General features: G+C 48.5%; 22 protein-coding genes and 1 tRNA gene. 8 read left to right on the forward strand and 15 right to left on the reverse strand.

Features of this window, described 5'->3' with window-relative positions; translation table 11 throughout:
- Positions 1–55 precede the first annotated feature (55 nt).
- Positions 56–1,585 (reverse strand): glutamate--tRNA ligase, encoded by a 1,530-nt coding sequence (gene gltX / locus ABDW36_RS01640; RefSeq protein WP_343700137.1) that lies wholly within the window; start codon positions 1,583–1,585, stop codon positions 56–58.
- 55 nt (positions 1,586–1,640) lie between these two features.
- Here gltX and ABDW36_RS01645 point away from each other — a divergent pair, with 55 nt between their 5' ends.
- Positions 1,641–2,255: a polysaccharide deacetylase family protein gene (locus ABDW36_RS01645; protein ID WP_343700138.1), complete on the forward strand. Its 615-nt coding sequence runs from the start codon at positions 1,641–1,643 to the stop codon at positions 2,253–2,255.
- Positions 2,256–2,312: 57 nt separating this feature from the next.
- Here ABDW36_RS01645 and ABDW36_RS01650 read toward each other — a convergent pair whose 3' ends face one another.
- Positions 2,313–3,191 carry a hypothetical protein gene (locus ABDW36_RS01650; RefSeq protein WP_343700139.1) on the reverse strand — a complete coding sequence of 293 codons (879 nt, stop codon included), beginning with the start codon at positions 3,189–3,191 and terminating at the stop codon, positions 2,313–2,315.
- A gap of 118 nt (positions 3,192–3,309) precedes the next feature.
- On the opposite strand from ABDW36_RS01650, the gene ABDW36_RS01655 reads away from it, so the two are divergent.
- The gene (locus ABDW36_RS01655) at positions 3,310–4,086 is read left to right on the forward strand and encodes a TatD family hydrolase (RefSeq protein ID WP_343700140.1); all 777 of its coding nucleotides are present in this window, start codon (positions 3,310–3,312) and stop codon (positions 4,084–4,086) included.
- A 42-nt stretch (positions 4,087–4,128) separates the two neighbouring features.
- The gene (locus ABDW36_RS01660) at positions 4,129–5,163 is read left to right on the forward strand and encodes a type I asparaginase (protein ID WP_343700141.1); all 1,035 of its coding nucleotides are present in this window, start codon (positions 4,129–4,131) and stop codon (positions 5,161–5,163) included.
- On the opposite strand, the gene ABDW36_RS01665 is transcribed toward ABDW36_RS01660, so the two are convergent.
- The gene (locus ABDW36_RS01665; RefSeq protein ID WP_343700142.1) at positions 5,158–6,090 is read right to left on the reverse strand and encodes a TIM barrel protein; all 933 of its coding nucleotides are present in this window, start codon (positions 6,088–6,090) and stop codon (positions 5,158–5,160) included. The two genes, ABDW36_RS01660 and ABDW36_RS01665, sit on opposite strands and share 6 nt — an antisense overlap.
- Positions 6,091–6,184: 94 nt before the next feature.
- Between ABDW36_RS01665 and ABDW36_RS01670 the strand changes: the two genes are divergently transcribed.
- Together ABDW36_RS01670 and ABDW36_RS01675 are read left to right on the forward strand one after the other, a co-directional pair.
- Positions 6,185–6,430 (forward strand): YdeI/OmpD-associated family protein, encoded by a 246-nt coding sequence (locus ABDW36_RS01670; protein ID WP_343700143.1) that lies wholly within the window; start codon positions 6,185–6,187, stop codon positions 6,428–6,430.
- A 66-nt stretch (positions 6,431–6,496) separates the two neighbouring features.
- Positions 6,497–6,583 (forward strand) — tRNA-Ser (locus tag ABDW36_RS01675).
- A gap of 47 nt (positions 6,584–6,630) precedes the next feature.
- On the opposite strand, the gene ABDW36_RS01680 is transcribed toward ABDW36_RS01675, so the two are convergent.
- The 7 genes from ABDW36_RS01680 to ABDW36_RS01710 form a co-directional block, all read right to left on the reverse strand.
- Positions 6,631–7,761, reverse strand: coding sequence for a HigA family addiction module antitoxin (locus tag ABDW36_RS01680; protein ID WP_343700144.1), 1,131 nt, complete (start codon positions 7,759–7,761; stop codon positions 6,631–6,633).
- Positions 7,762–7,763: 2 nt separating this feature from the next.
- Positions 7,764–8,105 carry a type II toxin-antitoxin system RelE/ParE family toxin gene (locus ABDW36_RS01685; protein WP_343700145.1) on the reverse strand — a complete coding sequence of 114 codons (342 nt, stop codon included), beginning with the start codon at positions 8,103–8,105 and terminating at the stop codon, positions 7,764–7,766.
- Between the two features lie 168 nt (positions 8,106–8,273).
- On the reverse strand, positions 8,274–9,377 hold the full coding sequence (locus tag ABDW36_RS01690; RefSeq protein WP_343700146.1) for a type I restriction endonuclease: 1,104 nt from the start codon (positions 9,375–9,377) through the stop codon (positions 8,274–8,276).
- A 39-nt stretch (positions 9,378–9,416) separates the two neighbouring features.
- Positions 9,417–10,406 (reverse strand): DUF4407 domain-containing protein, encoded by a 990-nt coding sequence (locus ABDW36_RS01695; protein WP_343700147.1) that lies wholly within the window; start codon positions 10,404–10,406, stop codon positions 9,417–9,419.
- A gap of 9 nt (positions 10,407–10,415) precedes the next feature.
- Positions 10,416–10,982: a hypothetical protein gene (locus ABDW36_RS01700; protein ID WP_343700148.1), complete on the reverse strand. Its 567-nt coding sequence runs from the start codon at positions 10,980–10,982 to the stop codon at positions 10,416–10,418.
- Between the two features lie 1,010 nt (positions 10,983–11,992).
- Positions 11,993–12,658, reverse strand: coding sequence for a response regulator (locus tag ABDW36_RS01705; protein WP_343700149.1), 666 nt, complete (start codon positions 12,656–12,658; stop codon positions 11,993–11,995).
- Positions 12,655–14,490: a tetratricopeptide repeat protein gene (locus ABDW36_RS01710; RefSeq protein WP_343700150.1), complete on the reverse strand. Its 1,836-nt coding sequence runs from the start codon at positions 14,488–14,490 to the stop codon at positions 12,655–12,657. The genes ABDW36_RS01705 and ABDW36_RS01710 overlap by 4 nt, the downstream gene beginning before the upstream one ends.
- Positions 14,491–14,947: 457 nt before the next feature.
- On the opposite strand from ABDW36_RS01710, the gene ABDW36_RS01715 reads away from it, so the two are divergent.
- Positions 14,948–15,892, forward strand: coding sequence for a hypothetical protein (locus ABDW36_RS01715; protein ID WP_343700151.1), 945 nt, complete (start codon positions 14,948–14,950; stop codon positions 15,890–15,892).
- 119 nt (positions 15,893–16,011) lie between these two features.
- Here the strand turns inward: ABDW36_RS01715 and ABDW36_RS01720 are convergent, their stop codons facing one another.
- From ABDW36_RS01720 to ABDW36_RS01730, 3 genes are all read right to left on the reverse strand, one after another.
- On the reverse strand, positions 16,012–17,052 hold the full coding sequence (locus ABDW36_RS01720; RefSeq protein WP_343700152.1) for an aldo/keto reductase: 1,041 nt from the start codon (positions 17,050–17,052) through the stop codon (positions 16,012–16,014).
- A gap of 48 nt (positions 17,053–17,100) precedes the next feature.
- Positions 17,101–17,985, reverse strand: coding sequence for a dihydrodipicolinate synthase family protein (locus ABDW36_RS01725; RefSeq protein WP_343700153.1), 885 nt, complete (start codon positions 17,983–17,985; stop codon positions 17,101–17,103).
- 63 nt (positions 17,986–18,048) lie between these two features.
- The gene (locus ABDW36_RS01730) at positions 18,049–18,522 is read right to left on the reverse strand and encodes a cupin domain-containing protein (RefSeq protein ID WP_343700154.1); all 474 of its coding nucleotides are present in this window, start codon (positions 18,520–18,522) and stop codon (positions 18,049–18,051) included.
- 109 nt (positions 18,523–18,631) lie between these two features.
- On the opposite strand from ABDW36_RS01730, the gene ABDW36_RS01735 reads away from it, so the two are divergent.
- Positions 18,632–20,077: a PLP-dependent aminotransferase family protein gene (locus tag ABDW36_RS01735; RefSeq protein ID WP_343700155.1), complete on the forward strand. Its 1,446-nt coding sequence runs from the start codon at positions 18,632–18,634 to the stop codon at positions 20,075–20,077.
- A gap of 54 nt (positions 20,078–20,131) precedes the next feature.
- Here the strand turns inward: ABDW36_RS01735 and ABDW36_RS01740 are convergent, their stop codons facing one another.
- Together ABDW36_RS01740 and ABDW36_RS01745 are read right to left on the reverse strand one after the other, a co-directional pair.
- A complete protein-coding gene (locus ABDW36_RS01740; RefSeq protein ID WP_343700156.1) occupies positions 20,132–20,362 on the reverse strand; it encodes a thioredoxin family protein in 231 nt (76 codons plus the stop codon).
- 113 nt (positions 20,363–20,475) lie between these two features.
- Positions 20,476–21,354, reverse strand: a complete 879-nt coding sequence (locus ABDW36_RS01745) for a retropepsin-like aspartic protease (RefSeq protein WP_343700157.1) — start codon at positions 21,352–21,354, stop codon at positions 20,476–20,478.
- A gap of 58 nt (positions 21,355–21,412) precedes the next feature.
- On the opposite strand from ABDW36_RS01745, the gene ABDW36_RS01750 reads away from it, so the two are divergent.
- A complete protein-coding gene (locus tag ABDW36_RS01750) occupies positions 21,413–22,879 on the forward strand; it encodes a glycosyltransferase family 39 protein (protein ID WP_343700158.1) in 1,467 nt (488 codons plus the stop codon).
- Positions 22,880–22,881 lie beyond the last annotated feature (2 nt).

Here is a 22,881-nt window from a genome sequence, read left to right on the forward strand (position 1 = left end):
AAAAACTCCGGCAGCGCATCCGCTCCGGAGTTTTTCTTTTTATAGTATTGGCGCATCAGGCAAATGCAGCCAGGCCCAGTTTAATTCTTTCAATGGTTTCCGCCTTGCCCAGTGTTTCCGCAATAACGAATACCGGAGGGCCAAACTTGCCGCCGCAAAGCATAATGCGGAAGGGTAACTGCAGCTCACCCGGCTTGATGTTGCGGGAGGCCGCCAGTTGCTTGAAACTTTCTTCCAGCGGGGCAAAAGTGAAATCTTCCAGCCCGGCCAGCACGACGGCCCACTCTTCAAAGAAAGCCTGCTTCTCCGCGCTCCACTTGGGCTTTACAGCATCCACATCATACTTTTCGGGACGAATGAAGAAGAAGAAACCATGGTCCCATATCTCATTGATAAAATGACATCTCTCTTTTACCAGGCCGGCTACGAGGGCCACATAGCCCGGTTCCGCGGTTACGCCCTTTTCCAGCAGTACCGGTTTGAAAAGGTCTGCCAGCAGGGCGTTGTCTGTTTTGACGATGTACTGATGGTTGAACCACTTGGCCTTGTCATAATCGAACTTGGCGCCGCCTTTATGCACCCGCTCTATGGAAAAGCGGGCTATCAGCTCTTCGATGGAAAATATTTCCTGCCCCGTACCGTCGTTCCAGCCCAGCATAGCCAGCATGTTCACGAAGGCTTCCGGCAGAAAGCCTATTTCACGGAAACCGCGGGTCAGTTCGTTCGTTTTGGGATCAGTCCAGTTCATGGCGTATACGGGGAAGCCTAAACGGTCTCCATCCCGTTTGCTGAGCTTGCCGTTACCATCAGGTTTGAGAATGAGCGGCAGGTGCGCCCATTGGGGCATATCCGCTTCCCAGCCAAGGTATTTCCAGAGCAGTATGTGTACCGGTGCGGAAGGCAGCCATTCTTCCCCACGGAAGGCGTGGGTAATTTTCATCAGGTAATCATCTACCACCACCGCCAGGTGATAGGTAGGCATGCCGTCTGCTTTCAGCAGTACCTTATCATCTACCGTAGCGGTCTGGAAACTCACTTCCCCGCGGATCATGTCCGTAAACCGCAGCTCTTCGTTTTCCGGCATTTTGATGCGGACCACATGCGGCGTGCCTTTCTCCAGCAGCGCCTTCACCTCCGCAGCGTCCATTACCAGGGAGTTGCGCATGGTTTTGCGTACGCTGTGGTTGTATTGTGGGGAGTGGTTGCCGCGGGCTTTTTCCACCTCGCGCATGGCCTCCAGCTCTTCCGGTGTGTCAAAGGCGTAATAAGCATGGCCAGCCGCCACCAGCTGCTCCGCATACTGGCGGTAGAGCCCTTTTCTTTCGCTTTGGCGGTAAGGCCCGTAGGGGCCGCCTTTTGCAGGGCTTTCATCAGCCTCCAGGCCGCACCAGCGCAGGCATTCCATGATATATTCCTCCGCCCCCGGCACATAACGGGTTTGGTCTGTATCCTCAATTCTCAGTACAAACTCTCCGCCGTGATGGCGGGCAAACAGGTAATTGAACAACACCGTGCGCACGCCGCCCAGGTGTAAACCGCCCGTAGGGCTGGGCGCAAAGCGCACCCTTACTTTTTTCTGACTCATACGGCGCAAAAATAATAATTTCGGGTCAGGGAAAGCGTTGTAAAACCCGATTCATATGTTCTATTTGACGAAAACGCCCGGCATCCTGAAATCGCTGTACAAAAGCTGTATCTGGAATTTTTCGCCGGCCACCAATGCCGTTTATCTCACCTTTGACGACGGCCCCCACCCGGAAGCCACCCCTTTCGTACTTGAACAGCTCAAAAAATACGATGCCAAAGCCACCTTTTTCTGCATCGGCAAAAACGTGGTAGAGCACCCCGATATTTACCAGCAGATACTGCTGGAAGGCCATGCCGTTGGCAACCATACCCACAACCACCTCAACGGCTGGAACACCGGAACGGACAAGTATATCGCCAACATTAGGGAAGCCGCCGGCTACATCCGCTCAGACCTCTTCCGGCCGCCGTACGGCCGCATATCGCCGTTCCAGGTAAAACAGCTGAAGCAGGATTACCGCATCATTATGTGGGACATTCTCAGCGGCGACTTTGATACCGACATTACGGGCGAGGCCTGTGTGCAGAACGTGGTGTTCAAGCTGCAGCCCGGGTCCATAGTTGTGTTCCATGACAGCAGCAAGGCCTGGGACCGCATGCAGTATGCGCTGCCCAGGGTGCTGGAGCATTGCAAACGGAAGGGCTGGAAGCTGGAAGCTATTGTATAAAAAAAGAGGATGCCGTGGTTAGCATCCTCTTTGCATCATGAGCAGGTTGTAATTATTTTATTTGGAGAGGGTGATCTCTTTTGTTTTGTCTCCTACGGTGATCATCGCCTTTTCATCACAATCACCGTTACCATAATCAATGGAAGCCGCGTGGCCGTTAACGGTTACCGTTACCGTGCCTTTGCTGATGTAAGAGCAGTCAAACCTGCGCTCCAGCGCTTTCGTAATGTTTACCGTAGCAGTGTTAACACTGTCTTTCAGCGTAGCGGTACCGGTCAGCTCATACATATCATCAATCACATCATACTTGGTATCAGCTCCTTCTTTTTGCACCAGGTTGCGTGTGCCTTCATACAGGTATACTGCGCCGTTGGGATAGGTGAGTTTGCCGTCCTTAACAGAGTACGAGTAGCCGAAACCGTTAGTACCGGAAAGGTTGGTCAGGGTTTGGGTGCCTTCCACCTTGATACCATTAACAGAATAGTTCTCGAACGTAATAACAGCTTCAGCGCCCGGCAAAAAGAAGAGCTCACTTACTACTACTTTGATCTTTCCCTTGCGGGTGGGGCCGCCTCCGTCTGTACACCCGTCACCAAAGTTCAGCTCTACTGTTTTGGGAAACACCCCCAGCTCCACCGGGTCAAATGAAAGGGAGTAGCAGCGTGCATGGGAAGGATTTCCCGGCGCCCAGCGGCCGCCGTCCGTGCCGTTCAGCCCGCTTTCATATGAATTGGCATCCAGCACTACGCCGAACGCATCATCGTATACAGCATTGATTTCTGTTTCTCTTTGTGCGGCAGCCATGGTTTGTGTGTCCCTGGCTTCGTCCGCCCCGGCCTTGTCATCCTTCTTGCAGGCAAAGAAAATGGTGATGGCCCCAATGGCAAGCGCGGTAACGGAGAGCACCTTATTGGTGTTAAAATAGTGTTTCATCATAGTAGTTTTTATAGGTATTGGCTAGTTGGCAATGTACCTTTGTGAAAAGGCCGATCTTAAATATTATATTTTTTGTAAAAATAAAGATAAAACAATTAATTGAAAAAAACCATATATAATGATCTGGATTGACACGCATGCCCATTTATACTCCCGTGAATTTGATAAAGACAGGCCGGAAATGATTGACCGCGCCATCCGGCAGGGGGTGAACAGGCTGCTGCTGCCCAATATCGATGAGGAGTCTATACCCGGCATGCTTCAGCTGGAGGCCGATTACCCGGGGGTATGCCTGCCTATGATGGGGTTGCACCCCTGCTACGTGGGAGAAAACGTGGAAGCGCAGCTGGCTATTGTGCAAAACTGGCTGGAGAAGCGGAAATTCTGGGCGGTAGGTGAAATAGGGCTTGACTTTTATTGGGACAAAAGCGAGCCTCACCTGGAGCGCCAGTACCAGGCCTTCCGCCGGCAGATCAGCCTGGCCCTTGAGCATGGCCTGCCAATTGCCATTCACAGCCGGGAAGCTACACGGGCCTGCATAGACGTGGTAAAGGAGCTGCATAACGGTCAGCTCACCGGCGTATTCCATTGTTTTTCAGGCACAAAAGAAGAAGCGCAGGAAATTATTGACATGGGCTTCTACCTGGGCATAGGCGGGGTGGTCACCTTTAAAAAGGCCGGACTGGACGTGCTGATGGGGGATATTGACCTCCAACACATTGTGCTGGAAACAGATGCACCCTACCTGGCGCCGGTACCCTACCGGGGCAAAAGGAACGAAAGCGCCTATATTCCATTGGTGGCTCAGCAGATCGCTGATGTAAAAAATCTAAAAATTGAGGAAGTAGCTGCAATTACGACAGGCAATGCCCGGAAATTATTCAAAATGCTCTAACTGATAAGTGAATACATTTGCATGCAATTCCATAAGAGATAAATGACGAAGATTCTTATCATCTATACCGGGGGTACCGTGGGGATGATTTACGACGAAAAAACGACAGCACTGCGGCCCATCGGCTTCAACGAGATCCGGAACAACCTGCCTGAGCTCTACCGCATGGGAATTGATTTTTACGTATACGCCTTCAATCCGCCCATGGATTCATCAGACATGAACCCGGAGATCTGGTCTGAGCTGGCCGGCATTATTGAAGACCGGTATGACAGGTATGATGGTTTTGTGATCCTCCATGGTTCAGACACCATGGCCTTTACCGCCTCCGCGCTCAGCTTCATGCTGGAAAACCTGTCAAAGCCCGTGATACTCACCGGCAGCCAGCTGCCCATCGGCAAGATCCGGACGGACGCCAAGGAAAACATCATTACCGCCATGGAAATTGCCTCTACCAAAAGCAATGGCCATTGCATGGTACCGGAAGTATGTATCTATTTCGACTTTATGCTGTTCCGCGGCAACCGCGCCAAAAAGTACAACGCGGAAAAGTTCGAGGCTTTCTACTCCATGAACTACCCCGCCCTGGCAGAAGCCGGCATCGATATCAAATACAAGAACAACTATATGCTGCCCGCGCCCAGGCAAGGCCTCATTGTGCATAAAAACATGGACCCCAACATCGGGGTGCTGAAAATATTTCCCGGCATCACCCGCCGCGCTGTAGAAGCCATTGTCAATACGCCCGGTATGCGCGGCCTGCTGCTGGAAACCTTTGGCAGCGGCAACGCCACCACGCAGCCCTGGTTTACGGAGTGCCTGCAAAAAGCGGCAGACAAAGGGATTATAATGGTAGACATTACCCAGTGCGACGGCGGCTCTGTAGAACTGGGGAAATACGAGACCAGCCAGCACCTGCTGAAAGTGGGTGTGGTAAGCGGGCACGATATGACCTTTGAGGCCGCCACCACCAAACTGATGTTCCTCCTGGGCCAAAACCTGCCGCCGGAAGAGATCAAGCGCCTGATAGAAGAACCGTTGCGCGGTGAGCTTACGCCCGCAACACCGGAGCTATAAACCGGCTGCTGCCAGCATGCCCCGGAGGGTCTGAACGTCTTTCCGGAGCTTTTCCAGCACTATACGCTGCTTCTGCGCCACCGGCAAAGTCTCTTCCTGTTTTGTCAGCAAAGTATACTCCAGGTGAAGGGAAATGGGCACATGGATGTTCAGTTCCTTCACTTTTTTGAAAAAGGCCGGGAAATTTACCATGCCCTCCCCGAGCGGCGTGTTTTCCAGCACATATTTCCCGTTGCGTTCCACCCACTTCACATCCTTGATAACCAGGGTATTGATATGGCGGCTTATCAGCTCCAGGCCCAGCGGCCAGCTATTGGCGCCTTCTACCGTGGCATGGCGTATGTCATACTGCACGCCGGTATAAGCCGGGTCAATATCTTTTATCATTTCATAGAGGTCCCACACCGGCCCGCCTACCTTCACGCCCGCATGGTTCTGGTAAGCACTGCGGATGTTGAATTGCCGGTTCAGCTTGTCGAGCCCCTTTAGCTGTGCATTACAGCGTTGCAGACTCTCCTGCAACGGCTTCCCCTTCTGGTAATCGAACCAGCCCAGCCGGTAGTACCGGATGCCTTCCCCGGCGGCGGCCTTCAGTACGGCGGCGGCATGAGGCTCCGAGGCGTCCAGGATGGCCGTAGTCATCAGCGTGGTTTTGATACCTGCCTTACGCGCCGCGGCGGCGGCTTTGGGCAGGTCTGCCGCTACTTTTTCGGGCAATACGTGCCCTCCGGGCCTCACCGTATAGTCTACCCCCTGCAGGCCGGCGGCTGCAAAGGTTTCGCAGAGCAGGTTGTAGTCCATCCACTGAAAGGGCTTGGAAAAGCAATGCACTTCCCAGTCCCTGGCCGGCAGGGCAAAAGAGCGCAGCGGCCAGGCAGCGCCTGCTACAGCCATATTCCGTATAAATTCCCGGCGGGTATGTGGCATAAATATTGGGTTTTGGAACAAAATACAAAACGCGGCCCTGCCGTGCAAGAACGCCCGGTTTTGGCTATTTTTGACACCTGAAACCCTGTGTACGATGAAAAAAGACCTTAGTTCACTGAAACGCCCGAAGCACCCCATGCCGGAGTTTGTGGCGGAAGCCCTCAGCAAACACAAGCTGTTTGAGCGGTACGAAAAACGCCCCGCCTACCAGCAAAACGACTACATTGGCTGGATCAGCAACGCCAAACGGGAAGAAACCCGGCAGAAACGGCTTGACCAGATGCTGAAAGAGCTGAAGGAAGGGAACCGGTATATGAACATGGTTTACAAGGGGGATTAAAACTTTTCTTGGATTTTTTGGACAAAGGGTTATCTTTGCAGCCCTGAATGAATAATTCAACCGTACGGAGGAGTGCAGGAGTGGTTGAACTGGCACGCCTGGAAAGTGTGTATAGGTGAAAGCCTATCAAGGGTTCGAATCCCTTCTCCTCCGCTAAAAACTAAAACGCCTTCAAGTCTTTAGATTTGAAGGCGTTTTGTTCAAAAGTTTGCTCGCTTATTCACCTTTTGCCACTTTATGTCTTTTTCGAGTATTACAGGTTCAAAATATTCTCTCCCCAATGAGTAGGGAATCAGTTTTTTATGCTGTAACCGCCCAATAATAATGGCTGGATGGGTATTGAACTGCTTTGCAAAATTTCTTATATCTTCCTCACTAAGAGGTGCTGCGGCTAGTATCTCCGCTTCTTCGTCTTCTGTCAATGTCCATTTTACAGCAAATTCATCTGCTTCCTTTTCTTTTATAAGGTCTTTATCAGAATACTCTACCTTCTCTAAGAAAATATCTTTTTTTCCATGTAGGAGAATATGCCCTGCTTCATGAAAAAAAGTGAACCAGAAGCTGTCATTTCGGTTGTATCGACCTGTCAGCTGGATGAGAGGAGTATCATTTAGCCAACGGGTTGAGCCATTTATTGGAGCTTTGTTGATGCACGGAGTATGCACCACTTTTACACCGGCCTTTAGGCAAATGCCTTGCAACTGGCGAAAAAATCCATCAGGGTGATTTGCCATAATTGATTTCAACTCCGGTAGTGCTTCTTTAAATTTCTTCTCCGAATAGTCGCTTGCTTCTAACTCTGCCGCTTGTAATTCGCCCTTCCGAAGCCACGCAGATATGGCATAAGGCTCATTAGTTTGCGCAAGAGAAATACGGAAAGCTACTTTAAGCTGTTGATTAAAATAATAATCTACCCATGCTTTGTGATTCGAGAACCCAAAGAAAGCAAGCATTTCCATTGTTTTTTCCTGAATAGTGGTTACCGGCGGCAACCAGCCTTTTTTTATCATATCTGACAATGGGAACTGTTTTGCCCATCCTACCGCTTCCTGAATAACCGTTTGCCTTTTTTCTCTTGCAATGTATTCATCATAGCCTCTTTGGTAATTCATCCAAAAGTTTGCAGGAATCTTTGTAACATTCTCAAATTGAACCGCCATATCCGGGGTAATGGAACTATCCCCCTTGAGTATGGCAATTATCGTTTTCTCAGGCTTCCCGGTACGAAGGGCAAATTCTTTCGGCCCCATACCCATTTCTTCCAGTTTCTCCACTAAGGTTTCACCCGGATGTGGAACTGATTGCGGGTAATATTGATTTTGCTTGGCCATGATCATTTCTCCTTATGATAGTTTACTATTTCTATAACTTCTATCCCTGTGATTTCCGCCCAAACATACTGACCATGTTGATTGACGGGGATAGGAGTTTCGTGGGGTGTGAAAACCAATCTGTACGGCTGGTCTAAGTCGCAAGCCCATTGCCCCTTCCGGTTATTGGAAAGTTCATGAAAATTCCCTGGCGAATACCTTACTTCCTCCAGATTAGCGGCAAACCGTAATTGTGCCAACCTGGCTTTGATCTTATCTGCGCGGGACTTACCAAACTCCTTTACCCGCATCCGGTCGTCATTCGCCAGTTTCTCCAATTTTTTATCAGTAAAGCTTATTTCCACTGCAAAGGTATGTTTATTTTGGTTAACACCAAATGTAAGTTAAAATAAAAAAAGCGAGCCCCATGTTATGCTTTATCGTCACTTTAGTATACTAGCAAAAGATAAGTATTTGATTTGCAGGCTAGTTTATGACTAAACTATCTGTTAAACAGCTATTATTTGATTGGTTTATAAAGTGCCTCCTAAATTTACCGAAACTTTCTCCGCATCATACCATTCAACAGTCTTATAAAGTATCTCTTCAAATTTAAAGATGTCGTCAACAGTTAAAATCTCTGTCTTTGTTTCCTTTTTTTGCTCATCAAAAGTGCCAATGTATCTGCGGGAACCGTTCAAATATAATCTGCATATCGTTTTTCTATTATTATCATCCAATAGTATCGCAAAGTAAGATTGGGCGTCCCGAAATGCTATCCTGACTGGCTTTATTTTTTGGCGGAGAATTGTCTTCACAATCATATAGCCTTCTTTTTCCTCATCAGTAGTTTCGATCAGTGAACCCTTTTCTTCAACATCCGCTGTTACCACCTCTTTTTCTGAACCAGATTGGTCAGCATCATTTTCCTTTTTCAGTGCAGATTTAAGCCTTTCAGTTATCAAATCATTTATGTATTGTTGTATTGACTTTTTAGTAAGAGCATTGAACTGGTCAACAACTTTTGAGGTTAACATTCCCCGGTATATCTGTTTGGCAAATAACTTAACAAACGCCTCAGAGGGGTTCTGAAACTCAACACCTATCAGTAGTTTGAGCTCATTCATATATTTCAGATCGCTTGCAGTAGTTTGAATGTTTTCTATGTTGAAATATGACTTGTGGAATTTCTTTAACTCTTCGATCTGGTTGTCTTTGATGTCCGTAATATTGAACTCAAAAAACGGCTTGTCATCCATTTTATTTGCCTCAGCAAGATCTGTATAAAACCTGTAAATTATTCCGTTGGTCAATAAGCCAAACTTAGCGGTTGTAGTATGAAAGTACCGGAAAAGCTGAGAATTATGTGGATCAAGGCTTTCTCCCCAATGCTTACATTCGATTAATATAGAGGGCTGCCCTTCTTTCAGAATCGCATAATCGACTTTTTCACCCTTCTTGATCCCGATATCTGCAATAAATTCCGGCATTACCTCAAAGGGGTCAAATACATCGTAGCCCAATACCTTAATGAAGGGCATGATAAAAGCATTTTTAGTTGCTTCTTCTGTCTGAATCTGGCTTTTCAACTTTTCGACCTTACCGCCGAAGAGCTTAATTTCGTCTTTGAAATCCATGTAAAATTTTTTCAGTATTGATTGTTGGAAATTTTAGCACTAAAATCCCTTCCCAAGGGCATCCAGCCGTCGCATCTGCAAATTCATATGATGCATTACGGTCTTTTCATAGTCATTAGACTTGTCTCCCATCTTACTGAATAACACCAGCATTTCTATAAACAGGAAAAACAAGATCCAGAGAAGCCAGAAAGCCAATGCGACATAAGATGCTGATAACATTCGCGCCATGATCGTTAATTCATCCAAAAAACCTGTACTAGCCTTCATTTCCTTTTCAAGAGAAGGTTTCATATGAAGCAGTTCATTTTCCTTTTGGGATTTTTGCTGCCGCAAGGCGCGAATGGTAGAGTCGAGGGACGGTATCAGTGCAATTTTAGGATTAGGTATGAGCGTGGTTCCAACGGTGACATCACTTACTGTCCTCCAAATTGTAGTATCCTTGCCTGAGGGCGTTACACTGCGTACAGGCTCGCGCCTTGTTGCTGTTGTCGTGGTAGTGGCAGTTGTTGTCGGCCTTTTGCTGATATCGTCTACATAACTTTCTTTCTCTTCTTCCTTTTTACTTATAGTCGTGTCCAGCACTGCAATTTGTTTTCTCAATTCTTCGGTTTTAGACGGCAATATCTTGTCTACTTTTTCCGATATGTAAGAAATCTTTTCGATCTCAATATCCTTTTCAAACAATATCTGGTCAATGATCACCGCCCCAAGAATCGACATCATGAAAGCCAAACACCCCCTGAATATGAGCAGGAGCCGGCCCGGATTGATGGATAAAACGATCTGCTTTTCAACCTGTACAATGACCACCGTTGAAAGAACGCCGGCCAGTATACAACCCGGCAGGCCTAATGCCAGGTAGCGATGTGCAAAAGTAAAACCAATAAAAAACCACAGAATGCAAACAATCAGCATAGCCGCGGTGTATTTCTTCACAGATTTAAAAGCGGCTTCACTGCAATTTCGCAAGATGTTGTAGTTGTAACCGGTTAGGAAGCAGCCGAAACGGATCCATAAATGTTTCATATGAGTTATTTAAAAGTTCTTGTTCAGGATGACGTGGCCAGAAATTGCCGCAAGGCCGTTCCTGAACCCACGGGTGTAACTGATAATAATACCATGTCCCACCCCCTCGTTCTGTTTCGCCTGCTCTTCAATTTCTATGACCTGCCTAATATGACTCTCGGCAGTTTCTTTCTTGACTGTTAGCTCTTCTACAGTATCTATCATTCCACTTCTACTTCTGCTGGTGATATGGAAATTGATTTGCCTGATAAAGTCTTCGTAGAATGTTTTTACCTTTCGGATAGACCTCTCCAGGTCGTTTTTCAAGGCAATCACATTTTGTTCCAGATGCGTTGTATCTGGGTTGATCAATGCATCATTGTACCCTTTGGATTCATAATTCTTGTCAAGAAAATCGTACAAAAGAAGTATTCCACCACTACTTGCCGCAACTGCCTTTTCTTCAGGCTGTTCTTTTCCCGTGTTTTCCTTTTCAATAAATGTTTCTTCAGGAATATCGGGTATAGCGGTTTCAGGGTTCATAGTGTGGTTATGGCCATTTTGGCGTTGCCGGTTGAAAATATCGAATAAGCCCATACATATTTTATTAAATGGTTATTGTTGGCACTTTGTATTTATTATGTCCTCTGCTATGGCAAGGTTCGCAAAGGGTAATAAGCAGATGACCGGGATACTCCCAGGGAAGGCGGTATTTTTGCTGGCTCACAAGGAAGTGATACTGCCGGTGATGTACCTGAAGGTCTTTATTACTATTGCAATGAACACAGCGATTTCCGTCACGGTTAAGTATTTCGATTCGACGGGCTTTCCACTTAGGGTGAAGCAAAAGTGCACCATAACTACCATGAGATTTACCATTCAGGGCATCATTTTCATTTGGTTCTCCTGGAGCAGGATTTTGGGCAATTCCCCTCTGAATGTACCTGCGATAAGATTCATGCCCCTTAAATTGCAAGTACTTATACGGCGGGTTATTTGGAGTTGTCATAATCACACAGGTAAGAGTTCATATAAATATAGTTGCCGTTGCAGCCGATTCATTGTTCCCATTTACAAAGGGTCCTGTTCGTTGTTTTCGCTTTCTCAATCGGCATGCTGATGATGCGCTGCTTACAATTGCGTAGTCCACGGCAATCTGGTTTATAATGATATTTTGTGGCTTTCTTGCTGTCGCAGACATACACTGTAATCTGACTGCAGTTAACATAGCTTGTAAGCAGCCAGACGTATAGGAATTTCATGAGTCAATCAATCAAATGGGCTACAAAAAACAGATCTTTGGGATTATCTCGTATGGCAAGGCCGGCAACAATAAAAACAGCCATTCGCAGCCGGATAGCGCCTTTTTGCCACACTAACAGCATCCTCACAAGAATCGAATTCCCCCAGGTATGTCTTTCTAATCATAAGATAAGCATAGTTGCAGCCCTCAACATGTACTTCATGATCGCCGTTGGACTGAGGAATGTCATTGACGTAATAACTTTGTTTCATGTTAATGATTAATTTTTATGAACCAAAAGTATATTTCCAAAAAGTACTTTTTTTATGGGAAACCGTAATTGAAGACAATTTCTTTAAAGATATTATATGGCGCCCAGATCCTTGCAGTAAGCCACTAGCTGCTCATTCTTGGTGAAACCAAGTGCATCTTTCATTTGATTAAGCCTTTTCTCTATGCTACTTAAGCCAGATGGCTTTATCCGGTGGTGTTGCAGGTATGCCGGTATATCCTTTTGCAACATTCCCTGTGCAAGCAATGTGATAATCGTAATATCAAATTCCGAAAATGCATAGGCATTCTTTTTGTCTATCAACTGCTTGATATGACGAGGAAAATAACGGCGATGCCGGGCTATTTCACAGATTGCCTCTTTAAGTTCTCTGGCGTCATGCCGGGCTTTACGCACAAAACCGTCTATATCAAACTTGCTGTAAAGCTGATCAATGGCGGCGGGTCTGTTTTCGGCGGAAAAAACCAGGATCTTCAGGTCGGGTTGTACTTCCCTTGCGGCTGCAATTAGCTCTATTCCTCCGGAAAGAACCTGTTTACAATCATCCGGTTCGAAGTAAAGATCAGTAATAAGAAGATCGAAAGAGTTACCAGATTTAACTGCTTTCGTTATTTTGTTCATTGCATCATCACAATAATAGGCATACTCTGTATTGATAATGGCCAGTTCCTCCAGCGTTTTTTGAACGGAAATATTGGCACTTTCGTGATCTTCAGCAATTAAAACCTTTGTAATCATGATGATTGAGCTGTTGGGAAAGAAATGTGAATTTTTAATCCTTTAGCAGGGCGCTCAAATATATATTGACCATGAATTCTTTTAATACGGTTTTCCGTATTCAGCCATCCGTTCCCATACTTAAATTGCGGTGGAAGCCCGATGCCATCATCGGTGTAGTGAATGTGGACCTGGTCGTTTTGAAGCTTAAACTTTATTAGAACAGCATGAGCCTGACTATGCTTCTTCATATTGATCATCAACTCCTGCAGTATATGTTCAATTTCCGCCTGTACCTGTGCATTGGTGTGGCTCCAAAGCGTAGGGTCGTTTCCTACAATAAGGACTTTGGTATCATTGGATCCAAAGGGAGTCAACAATTCTTTTATCTTTTCATCAAACGGAAGATCTGAGATAGTAGGCTGCTCATAGGATATATCGCGAGACCGCTCATACAGGTCTTCGATCTTATCGACCAAGTGATCTTTATCGATAGCTTCCTTATACTGTATGTCTGCCATGATGCGGTACAAGCCATTTGCCACCACATCATGAACTTTTTGAGAGGTTTTGAGTTGATGTTCCTGGATGGCCAGCCGGGATGCAGCTTCAAGCTGTTGCCGGCGCCTGCGATACCAGAGGAAGATGACAATACCTGTAGAAATGAACAACAAGGTAGTCAGCACCAATATAAACCGCTGCTCGACCAGTTGCGTTTCTTTTTGTGCATTATCCTTTTGCAGTTGAAGATTGTCTGCCTTGTTCTTCTCTGCCTCATACCGGATTAATGCAAATTGGTTCTTGGCCGCGTTTTTTGCTGTTTGGATACTATCCGTGAGGTATTCGTAGCGAATAAAATAGGGCTTCAGCAGCTTCGGCGGGCTGAGTGTAATAAGTTTTGAAAGCGCTTCGGCTTCGTTACCTGGGCTATTAATTTGCCTGGCAATTTCGTACCTTTTTTCGGCATAATAAAGTGCCGAATCAGGCATTGAGGTTGAGTAGTAATCTGACAGATGGGCGTAGCTGGCATTGAGCCCCCTGATGTCATTTGAGTCCTTGCGGATTTGCAATGCGTAATTCAGTTCAGGCGCAGCAAGGTAACTGGAGTCTTTAAGCCACATGGTTTTGGCATAGTTGGAAAGTGCCCTGGCATATTCTTTTTTCTTTTCTGTATTTTTAGTCAACAGAGACTTGAATACGTCAATGGCCTGGTCATAGTCTCCCTTCTTCTGGTAGGTCAGGGCTATGCTATTTAAAGCAATAGCCTGTGCGTTGGGATGTTTTATATATTTGAGCGCCTTATGATAGTAGTCAATTGCTGCTGTATAATTTTTGAGGTTAAGACAAATGTTGCCTAATTCGTGATAATTTGAGCTCAGGCACTCTTGGTCCTTTTCGCGGTGTTCATCAAGGTAAGTGAGGGATTTCAACAAGCTTTCCAGGCCCCCATAATAATCCCCTTCGTACGCCTGGATGATGCCCATATAAGTATAGGCCATTGCCATTTCCAAACTGTCTGTTGCGTTCGTAGTGACCAGATTGAAATAATAAAAGGCTGAATCGTTATTAATATTGAAGAATGATTCCCCTTTTTCTAAAGTAGGTGCGGAAATCGGTTGCGGGACATATCGCTTTGATTTACAGGCTAAAAGACCTGCAAACAGTATGGGCAGGATAAAGTTTAGGGCTCGCACTGATGGGTTATTTGCCTTAAAAGTATAGAATTCCCAAATTTCAAGGGAATTATTATTAATCTGATGAGAAAAGTGAGGCAAGAAGATTCTTGCCTCACAGGAATATACATCAGGGGTTTCTTGGAGGGATCGTTCCGGTTTCTCCTTCTGTATCGTCATCCATAGTAGTGACCTGATCGCCATTCCCATTATTACAATGAGTGGAATGGTTAGGGCAAGCGAATGCCAGTAAAAAGCTCAATATAATGTGTAGCATTTTTTTAATTTTTAAATGTGAGTAATGAGGCTGCCGGTTGCCGGGGCATCCGGCAGCGGTGTCAGTGTGTGCGTGAAGAAGCGCTTCTTACTTGTTTTGGGAAGTGTAGGCGCAGATCGCGGAAGCCTCTAATCGCTTCCCAAGCCGTTTATCGGCTTCCGGTTTCTTTGCCTGGTGAATTGGCCCTGTACAGAAATGCCTCTTAGCTATGGAGGCGCCGGCCGATTACGAAACAAAAATAAAGTGAGGTAACAGACTGATTTACAAACAATTCCAATAATTCTGGTAATTCCCGATATTCCTTACTTAATTCCAGAAATACGGGGCTAATTCCGATTATTCAACTTTATAATTTCCCTTATGGCAACGCTTTTTATTGATTACGAGCAACTAGTCTTGCAAGCCTATGAACAAAAGAAGATAAATAACACTCTGCCCCACGGTTTGAAGCACCTTACGCCCGCTAAGCTTAAAGATGAGTGTGTGATGAGATGTGAAAAAGGTGTAAGCAAGCGGGACGAAAAGGCCATTAGAGACTTCTGTGGAGACTTGAATGAATCAAAAACTGCTCTCGCTATCATTCAACGCTGCGAAACGGATAAGTTCAGGCCGCTGGTAAACTTTCTGAAAAAGAAGTCTGAAAGTACAGATCCGAAGAATATAGAACTTCTGGCCTTTTTAATTGATTTTCCCGGCAGACCCTGGGAAATCGGGAAAACGTACTCCGGCAGCATAAATGACGATATAGATGAGGGTGTCGTAAGAGGTGGCGTGGTGGGAGGCATAACGAACGCGCCCGACAATCCGGTAAAAAATCCGATAATTCCTGAAATTCCGGCCGGTGGCGGACACTCAAACGTGGAGACTAAAATGCTGGAGGCCAACGGGCAAGACAAAGTAAAAGGGAAATCCACGAAAAGACTAACGGCGGCCGTTGTGTTGTCGCTGGTGCTGGGAACAGGTGGCATTTGGTGGTGGAAAGATAAAAACCACCCGTCGCATGTCAATGGCGGTTGCATGTACTGGATGGAAGATCATTACGAGCCTATAGCTTGTAACCAGAAAATACCCAATACATTGATTATAGCGTTAGATACAGTGAAGTTGAAAAACTTCAGGAAGATAACTATACCTGACACCATAACCTATCAGGCCAAGGGCAAGGTATGGTATTCCAAAATTGATGGAAAAATTGAGTTCTATACATCAGGGGGAATGCATCCTGTGAACTTCGGCCACCGGTTGAAGCCCATCACCGACTATATGATCGATAAATACATACGCTCAGGCGTGGTTACGAAATGAAAGCGACAACTTTTGAGACTATCACGTTCCATGCTACGGGCATGCAACAGAGGTCGATCTGTGTACCAGGCATTATTCAGGCAAAAAAAGGCCCCACCTTATCCGGCAGGGCCTCCTAGTTAGTAAAATACCGGTGGCGGGTTCAGCGTCAGGTTCTGCCGCTGGTGCCAGTAAGGGTAGATGGGCGGTATCTCGCTGGCCGCATCCAGCCGCTTCACCTGGTCTACGGTGAGCTGCCAGCCCACCGCGCCAAGATTCTGTTTCAGCTGCTCTTCATTTCTGGCGCCGATAATGATGCTTGACACGGTAGGGCGTTGCAGTAGCCAGTTGAGCGCCACCTGGGCCATTGTTTTGCCGGTTTCCTGTGCAATCTCGTCTAGCGTATCAATAATGTTGTAGAACACATCTTCCTTCACCACCATATCCGGTACGGGGCTGCCGCCCTGCGCAACGCGCCCCTCCTGCGGAAGCGGCTGGTTACGCCGGTATTTCCCGCCCAGGCGCCCGGCTGCCAGCGGTGACCAGATGATGCCGCCTACCTTCTGGTCAAGCGCCAGGGGCATCAGTTCCCATTCGTATTCCCTGTTGGCCAGGGAATAGTACACCTGGTGTGCCACATAACGGCTCCAGCCGTATTTCTCAGATATGCCCAGCGATTTCATAAGGTGCCATCCTGAAAAGTTGGAGGCGGCAATGTAGCGCACCTTGCCGCTCTGCACCAGGTGTTCCAGCGTATGCAGGGTTTCTTCCACGGGCGTATTGCCGTCAAAGCCATGCATGTGGTACACATCAATATAATCCGTGCCCAGCCGCTTCAGGCTGCCTTCTATCTGCCGCAGGATGTGAAACCGGGAAGAGCCCTGGTTGTTGGGGGCCTCTCCGAAAGTAAAGGTGCTCTTGGTGGAAAGAATGATCTTGTCCCGCTGGAGGCCAGCAATGGCCTTGCCCAACACTTCTTCCGCCAACCCGTCTGAATAAATATCCGCCGTATCAAAAAAATTGATGCCGGCGTCCATGCAAATACCGATCAGCCGTTTTGCCTCTTCTGCCTGGGTGCTGCCCCAGGCCTTGAAAAACTCCGTGCCGCCCCCGAAAGTAGCGGTGCCAAAGCTCAATACCGGCACCTGCAAGCCGGATGCGCCCAATTGTCTGTATTCCATCTTCAGTAATTTTAAAACAGTGATATGGCCAATGTACGCCATCCTGTTTCAACGCACGCCCAGCAATATGCTCTCCAGCTGCCGGTAATCTGCCTCTGCCAGCGGCTGCAGCGGACTGCGCAGGTACCCGCTTTCCACGCCCTGTATTTTCAGCCCTGCCTTGATGGTTCGCGGTAAACCTTTGGCCACTATAAATTGCAGCAGCGCAAACAGGCGGTCAAAAACCGCTCTTGCCGCTGCCAGGTCATTGGCCTGCACGGCATTGTAAAGCTCCAGTACGCTATCAGGCGCCAGGTTGGAAGCCGCCGTACACCAACCCTTTGCCCCTGCTGCAAATGCACAGAGGGCCAGGGGGTTGGAGCCGTTGTAAAAAGCCACGGCTTCGCCCAGCTCCCTCCGCAGGTAGTGCATGCGCTGCACATCACCGGTGCTTTCCTTGATCATGGTCACATTAGGGATCTGCAGCAGTTTTTTCAGCAGTGCGGCAGACATGTCTATACCGCCCGTAGCGGGATTGTTGTAGGCCATGATGGGGATGGAAATACTTTCCGCCACCTTACTGTAGTGGGTAAAAATTTCATCTTCCGTCAGTTTCCAGTAGCTCATCGGTATCACCATTACCGCATCCGCGCCGGCTTTCTCCGCAAACCGCGCATGATATATGGTACGCTCTGTGGTCAGGTTAGACACGCCTACTACCACCGGTACGCGCCGGTTCACCTGTTGAATAGCGGCTTCCGCTACAGCTTCCTTCTCTTCATCCGTGAGATAAGGCAACACGCCGGTGCTACCCAGCGGGGCCAGGCCGTGAGCGCCGGAGAGCACCAGCCGCTCTACCAGCAGCTTGAATAAAGACAGGTTAACACGTTCCTGCCTGTCAAAGGGAGTAATGGGATAGGCAATAATGCCCTGCAAAATATTTTTCTGATGCATGTTGATGGTTTGTTGATTCGCTAAAAACACGGCAGGCTGAAGCGGCCCGCCGTAGGGTTGTAATTAAAGGTCGCGGCCTTCTTCTTCCCTTAATGCCACGCCCAGGTTCTGCAACTGCGGCGCATTTTCGCAGGCAATGTACTTGGCTGGCTCCGTGTTGCTCAGGTTCTGATGCCTGTGCCAGGCCCAGCTTGGAATGTAGACTGCGTCTCCCGCCTGCCATTCTACTTTCTCCCCCTCTATTTCTGTATACCCCGCGCCTTCTATGACATACAGCACGGTTTCATAAGTATGCCGGTGGCGGTTGGTCAACTGGCCGGGGAGCAGACCGCCAATGGTCATGCTTACGTTCTTGGTGGGCAGGTCTACAAAAAATACCGGGTGCTTGCGCTCCGTTGAAAACTGGTTGTGCTCCCCGGCCTGCTCCACATTTCGGTGAATCAGCTTGCCGGGTTTCACGTACTTGGGGCGGGCAAAAGTTTGATGAAAGTCTTTAGAGGAAAACTGCGCCTGCTCTTTTTCTTTTAACTGTTCCATGTTCAAATTGTATTTACTGTGAAGAAATAATTGCGTGTTTGACAATGCAAAATTTGTGTAAATTTGGATGACCTGGATAATCCAGTTTTCAGTTAAATAGATGGGCCAGATGTTAAGACCATGGAACACCATTCTAGCTATTGATTTCGGGCACGAGCGGGCCGTTTACCAGCAGATAGCGGACGGTATAGTAACCGAAATAAAAAAGGGCCGGTTGCGGCCCGGCACTCCTTTGCCCGGCAGCCGCGTATTGGCGGCAGATATTGGCGTGAACCGCAAAACGGTGGTGCTGGCCTATGAAGCGCTGATTGCCGAAGGCTGGCTGGAAACAACCGGTAAAAGCGGCACTTTTGTTTCAGCGGAGCTGCCGCGGTTTAAGGACAAGTCGCCTGAAACGGGCTACCGGTTCGAGTTTAATCAACATGCCATTCAGCCGCTGCAGGGCCCTGTAATGGCCAATCTCATCACTTTTAACGATGGCTTGCCGGATGTACGCCTGGCGCCCATGGAGGAACTGTCAAGGGCCTACAAACGTATATTCCAGCAAAAAGCCCGCTGGTGCATGCTGGGGTATGGGCATGAAAAGGGCGAAGAGCGGCTGCGCGCGGCGCTGGCTGCCATGCTGGCGCATAAAAGAGGCATGAACGTGGGGCCTCACAACATCTGCATTACCCGCGGCAGCCAGATGGCGTTGTACCTGGCCGCACATACCCTTATTGCCAAAGGTGACACGGTGGCCATGGAATGCCCCGGCTACCTGCATGCCTGGCAGATATTCGGGAAAGCTGGCGCCAAAATGGTGCCCATACCGGTAGATGACAAGGGCATGGTAACAGACGCGCTGGAACAGCTTTGCAGAAACCGCCGCATAAAGGCCGTATATGTTACGCCTCATCACCAGTTCCCCACTGCCGTAAGCATGAAGGTGGAGCGCAGGTTGAAGCTGATTGAACTGTCTAACCGCTACGGCTTTGCCATTATTGAAGACGATTATGACCACGAGTTCCACTTTGAGGCCAAAAGCATGCTGCCGCTGGCCAGTATGGAACATGCGCAGAACGTTATCTACATCAGCTCGCTGAGCAAGCTGGTGGCCCCTGCGGTAAGAATAGGCTACATCACCGGCCCCAATGCATTCATTGATTCGCTGGCGCAGCTGCGCTCTATTATTGACCGCCAGGGAGATACTATTATGGAACTGGCTGTGGCGGAGCTGATGGAAGAAGGAGCTATTCACCGCCATGCCAAAAGGGCCTTCGGTATTTATGCGGAAAGGCGTGAGCTGATGGACCTGTACCTCAACACTTACCTCTCCCGCCAGGCCAGTTACCAGCAGCCCGAAGGTGGCCTGGCATACTGGGTTACCTTCAACCGCCCCGTCAACACCGAAGAATTGCAACAAAAACTGTTGAAAAAAGGCGTGTCCGTTATTCCCACAGAACGTTTTTCGTTTGACGGCAAGCCGCTCAACGCACTGCGGCTGGGCTACGCTTCTCTCACACCGGCAGAGCTGGAAGAAGGCATCAGGGTGATAGGCGCTACTGTTAAAAAATAAAAACGGGCATACCGGTTTGGGTACGCCCGCTCCACCCGGAGGATGGCCTGTTTTCTATTTCAGATCGTTAATACCGGCGCCGTAATTAATATGCAGCACATTGCCGGAAGGCGCCACCAGTGCGGGAACTGACTTTACCCCAGATGCTTCCGCCTCTGCTATCCTGCCTTTGTCACTTCCAAGATGAACCACTTCTACATTGTCTTTACCGATCAATGAAATGATTTCCTGCTCAGCGGTTACACATACCGGGCAACCTGCATGATAAAATTTTGCTTTGCTCATAATAAAAATGCTTTTAAATGCAATCGCAAATTAAATCACGCCCGACTCCGGTGGGCCATCCAGAAAAATCTGATACGGCCAAAAGAGGACCATGTACTGTATCGAAGACAAAACTATTTCCGCTGTACCACCATTTCAGCGGCCGATATATTGATGGTGATCTTTGAGCCCATCCAGTTGATCCAGATGATACCGTCATAAATAAGCCCGTCCACAAACTGCGCAGGAATACCGGATACACTCACACCAGCGCTTTCTGCGGCAGCCAGCTTTTTTACAGGTGTGTAATAGGTGTGAGAAACAAATGCAGGGTTGATCTCGCTCTTTTTGGCCCGCCGCTTCACCTTTACCGTATCTGTAGCATCAATGCCCAGGCGCTGCATGTATTTTGCATTGAACTTATATACGTCCTTACCCGCTCCGCTGTCAAGCGCCAGTTGCAGGGTAAGGGTATCGTTCACGGAAAAGAACGCGAATATGTCCAGCGCACGGCCCCTGGACTGCTCTATCTGCAGCGGCACCACTGTTCCGGTTTTGCGCAGGGCGGCCAGTTGCCTGGGTGTTTCAAACCGCAGCACCTGCCGGTCAAAATCCATTGTAAAAGGCTGCGTTTCCAGCAGTTTCAGGGAAAGGATACCATCCAGCCCGCCCAGGTTAAAATCGAGATAACTTACTGTTTCTTCCGCCTTTTTAAGGCTGCCCAGCACCATGTCCGGCACGGTATAGAGGTCTGCATCAACACGCTCGCCGGTGGCGCGGAACGCTGTATACCCGCCGTCCTGCAACTTTGCATGGCGCAACTTGTCAAAAAAAGTTTTGGTGAATACGGTGAGGCCGGCGCCGGTGTCCAGTATAAAATTGCCCGCTACCCCGTCTACAGAAGCCCTGACCTGCACGTGCCCTGAAGGCAGTACGGTCAGCGGTATTTCCTGTTGCGCATAGCTGCAAACAGTTATCAAACAAAGCAGCAAAGAAAAAAACGAACCATTCATATTGTGAAATTAACCGCTTTTTATATATTTAATTAAATGTTCTTTAACACGCCACGCTTTGAAAAAATATCTGCCTGTTATCATACCCCTGCTGCTGGTGAAACTGGCCGTACACCTGGCAGGCAACGCCAACTATGGCTTTCACCGGGATGAGTTGCTGCATCTCTCCGCGGGTGAGCACCTGGCCGCGGGTTACATGGAGTTCCCGCCTTTCATTGCATTTGCGGGCCGGTTTTCTCACCTGCTTTTCGGTTATGACCTCTCCGGCATGCGCATATTTGCCACGCTGGCGGGGCTGGGCATACTCTGGTTATGCTGCCGCATGGCCGTGGACATGGGCGGTAAAAAAATGGCCGTGTTCGTGGCGGGTATCAGCATACTGGCTTTTCTGCCTTACTACCGCAATCATCTGCTGTTTCAGCCGGTGGCTTTTGACCAGTTCTTCTGGACGCTGGGGTTCTTTTTCCTCCTCCGCTACATCAACACCGGGGAGCCGAGGTACCTGCTTTGGCTGGGCCTTGCGGCAGGGCTGGGGGTGATGAACAAATACACGATGCTGCTGTGGGCAGGGGGAGCGCTTACCGGCCTGCTGTTTCACCGGCACGGCAGCACGTTCAGCAGCAAATGGCTGTACATAGCGGGAGGACTGGCATTACTCATCGTACTGCCCAACCTCATCTGGCAATGGCAGCACAACTTTCCGCTGGCGCTGCATGTGAAGCGGCTGGATGAGCTGTCTGCTCCCAATACTTTTGCCCGTGACCAGCTGCAGCTTCCGTTTACGCTGTTATTGAGCCTGGTGGGGCTCTTCGCCCTCTTCTTCCACCAACGTCTGCGTAAATACAGAAGCGCTGCAGTGGCTGTGCTGTTTATCTTTTTTATGTTGTGGTTATTAAACAGCAAAGGCTATTACTTTTTTGCGGCCTATCCCGTACTTTTTGCCGCAGGCGCCGTACAGGCAGAACAGTGGCTTGCGCGGCGGCCGGCCTGGAACTACGCGGTAGCTGCGTTCCTGCTGCTGCCAGTGGTACCGTTTGTGCCTGACGCCATCCCCATACTGCCCATAAAAACCTTCATTGAATACAAACAAAAGCAGCCTGATGCCGAAGGCCACTACCAGCTTACCAGTGACTATGCGGATATGTTCGGATGGGAAGAGCAGGTACGGCTGGTAGACAGCCTCTACGCCACGCTTTCTGCGGATGAGCAGGCGGAGTGCGTACTATGGGCAAGCAATTACGGGGAAGCTGGCGCCATCAAGATATTGGGCGGAAAGGAGCCGCTGTGCCGCCATGGCAGCTTCTGGCTGTGGGGACCGGGCCGCAAAAGCGGGCGCATTGCCATCAGCATCGGCAACAGTAAAGAAACGGTGAACAAAGTGTTCGAACACGCGGAGCTTGTAGCTACCATTCGCCACCCCTACGCTATAAAAGAAGAGAACAACATCGGCCTTTACCTTTGCCGCGGCCCCAGAATAAGCCTGCCGGCTATATGGCCCACATTGGCCAACCAGGTATTTGAATAGTT

The sequence above is a fragment of the Chitinophaga sp. genome (assembly GCF_039596455.1).
Taxonomy (GTDB): domain Bacteria; phylum Bacteroidota; class Bacteroidia; order Chitinophagales; family Chitinophagaceae; genus Chitinophaga.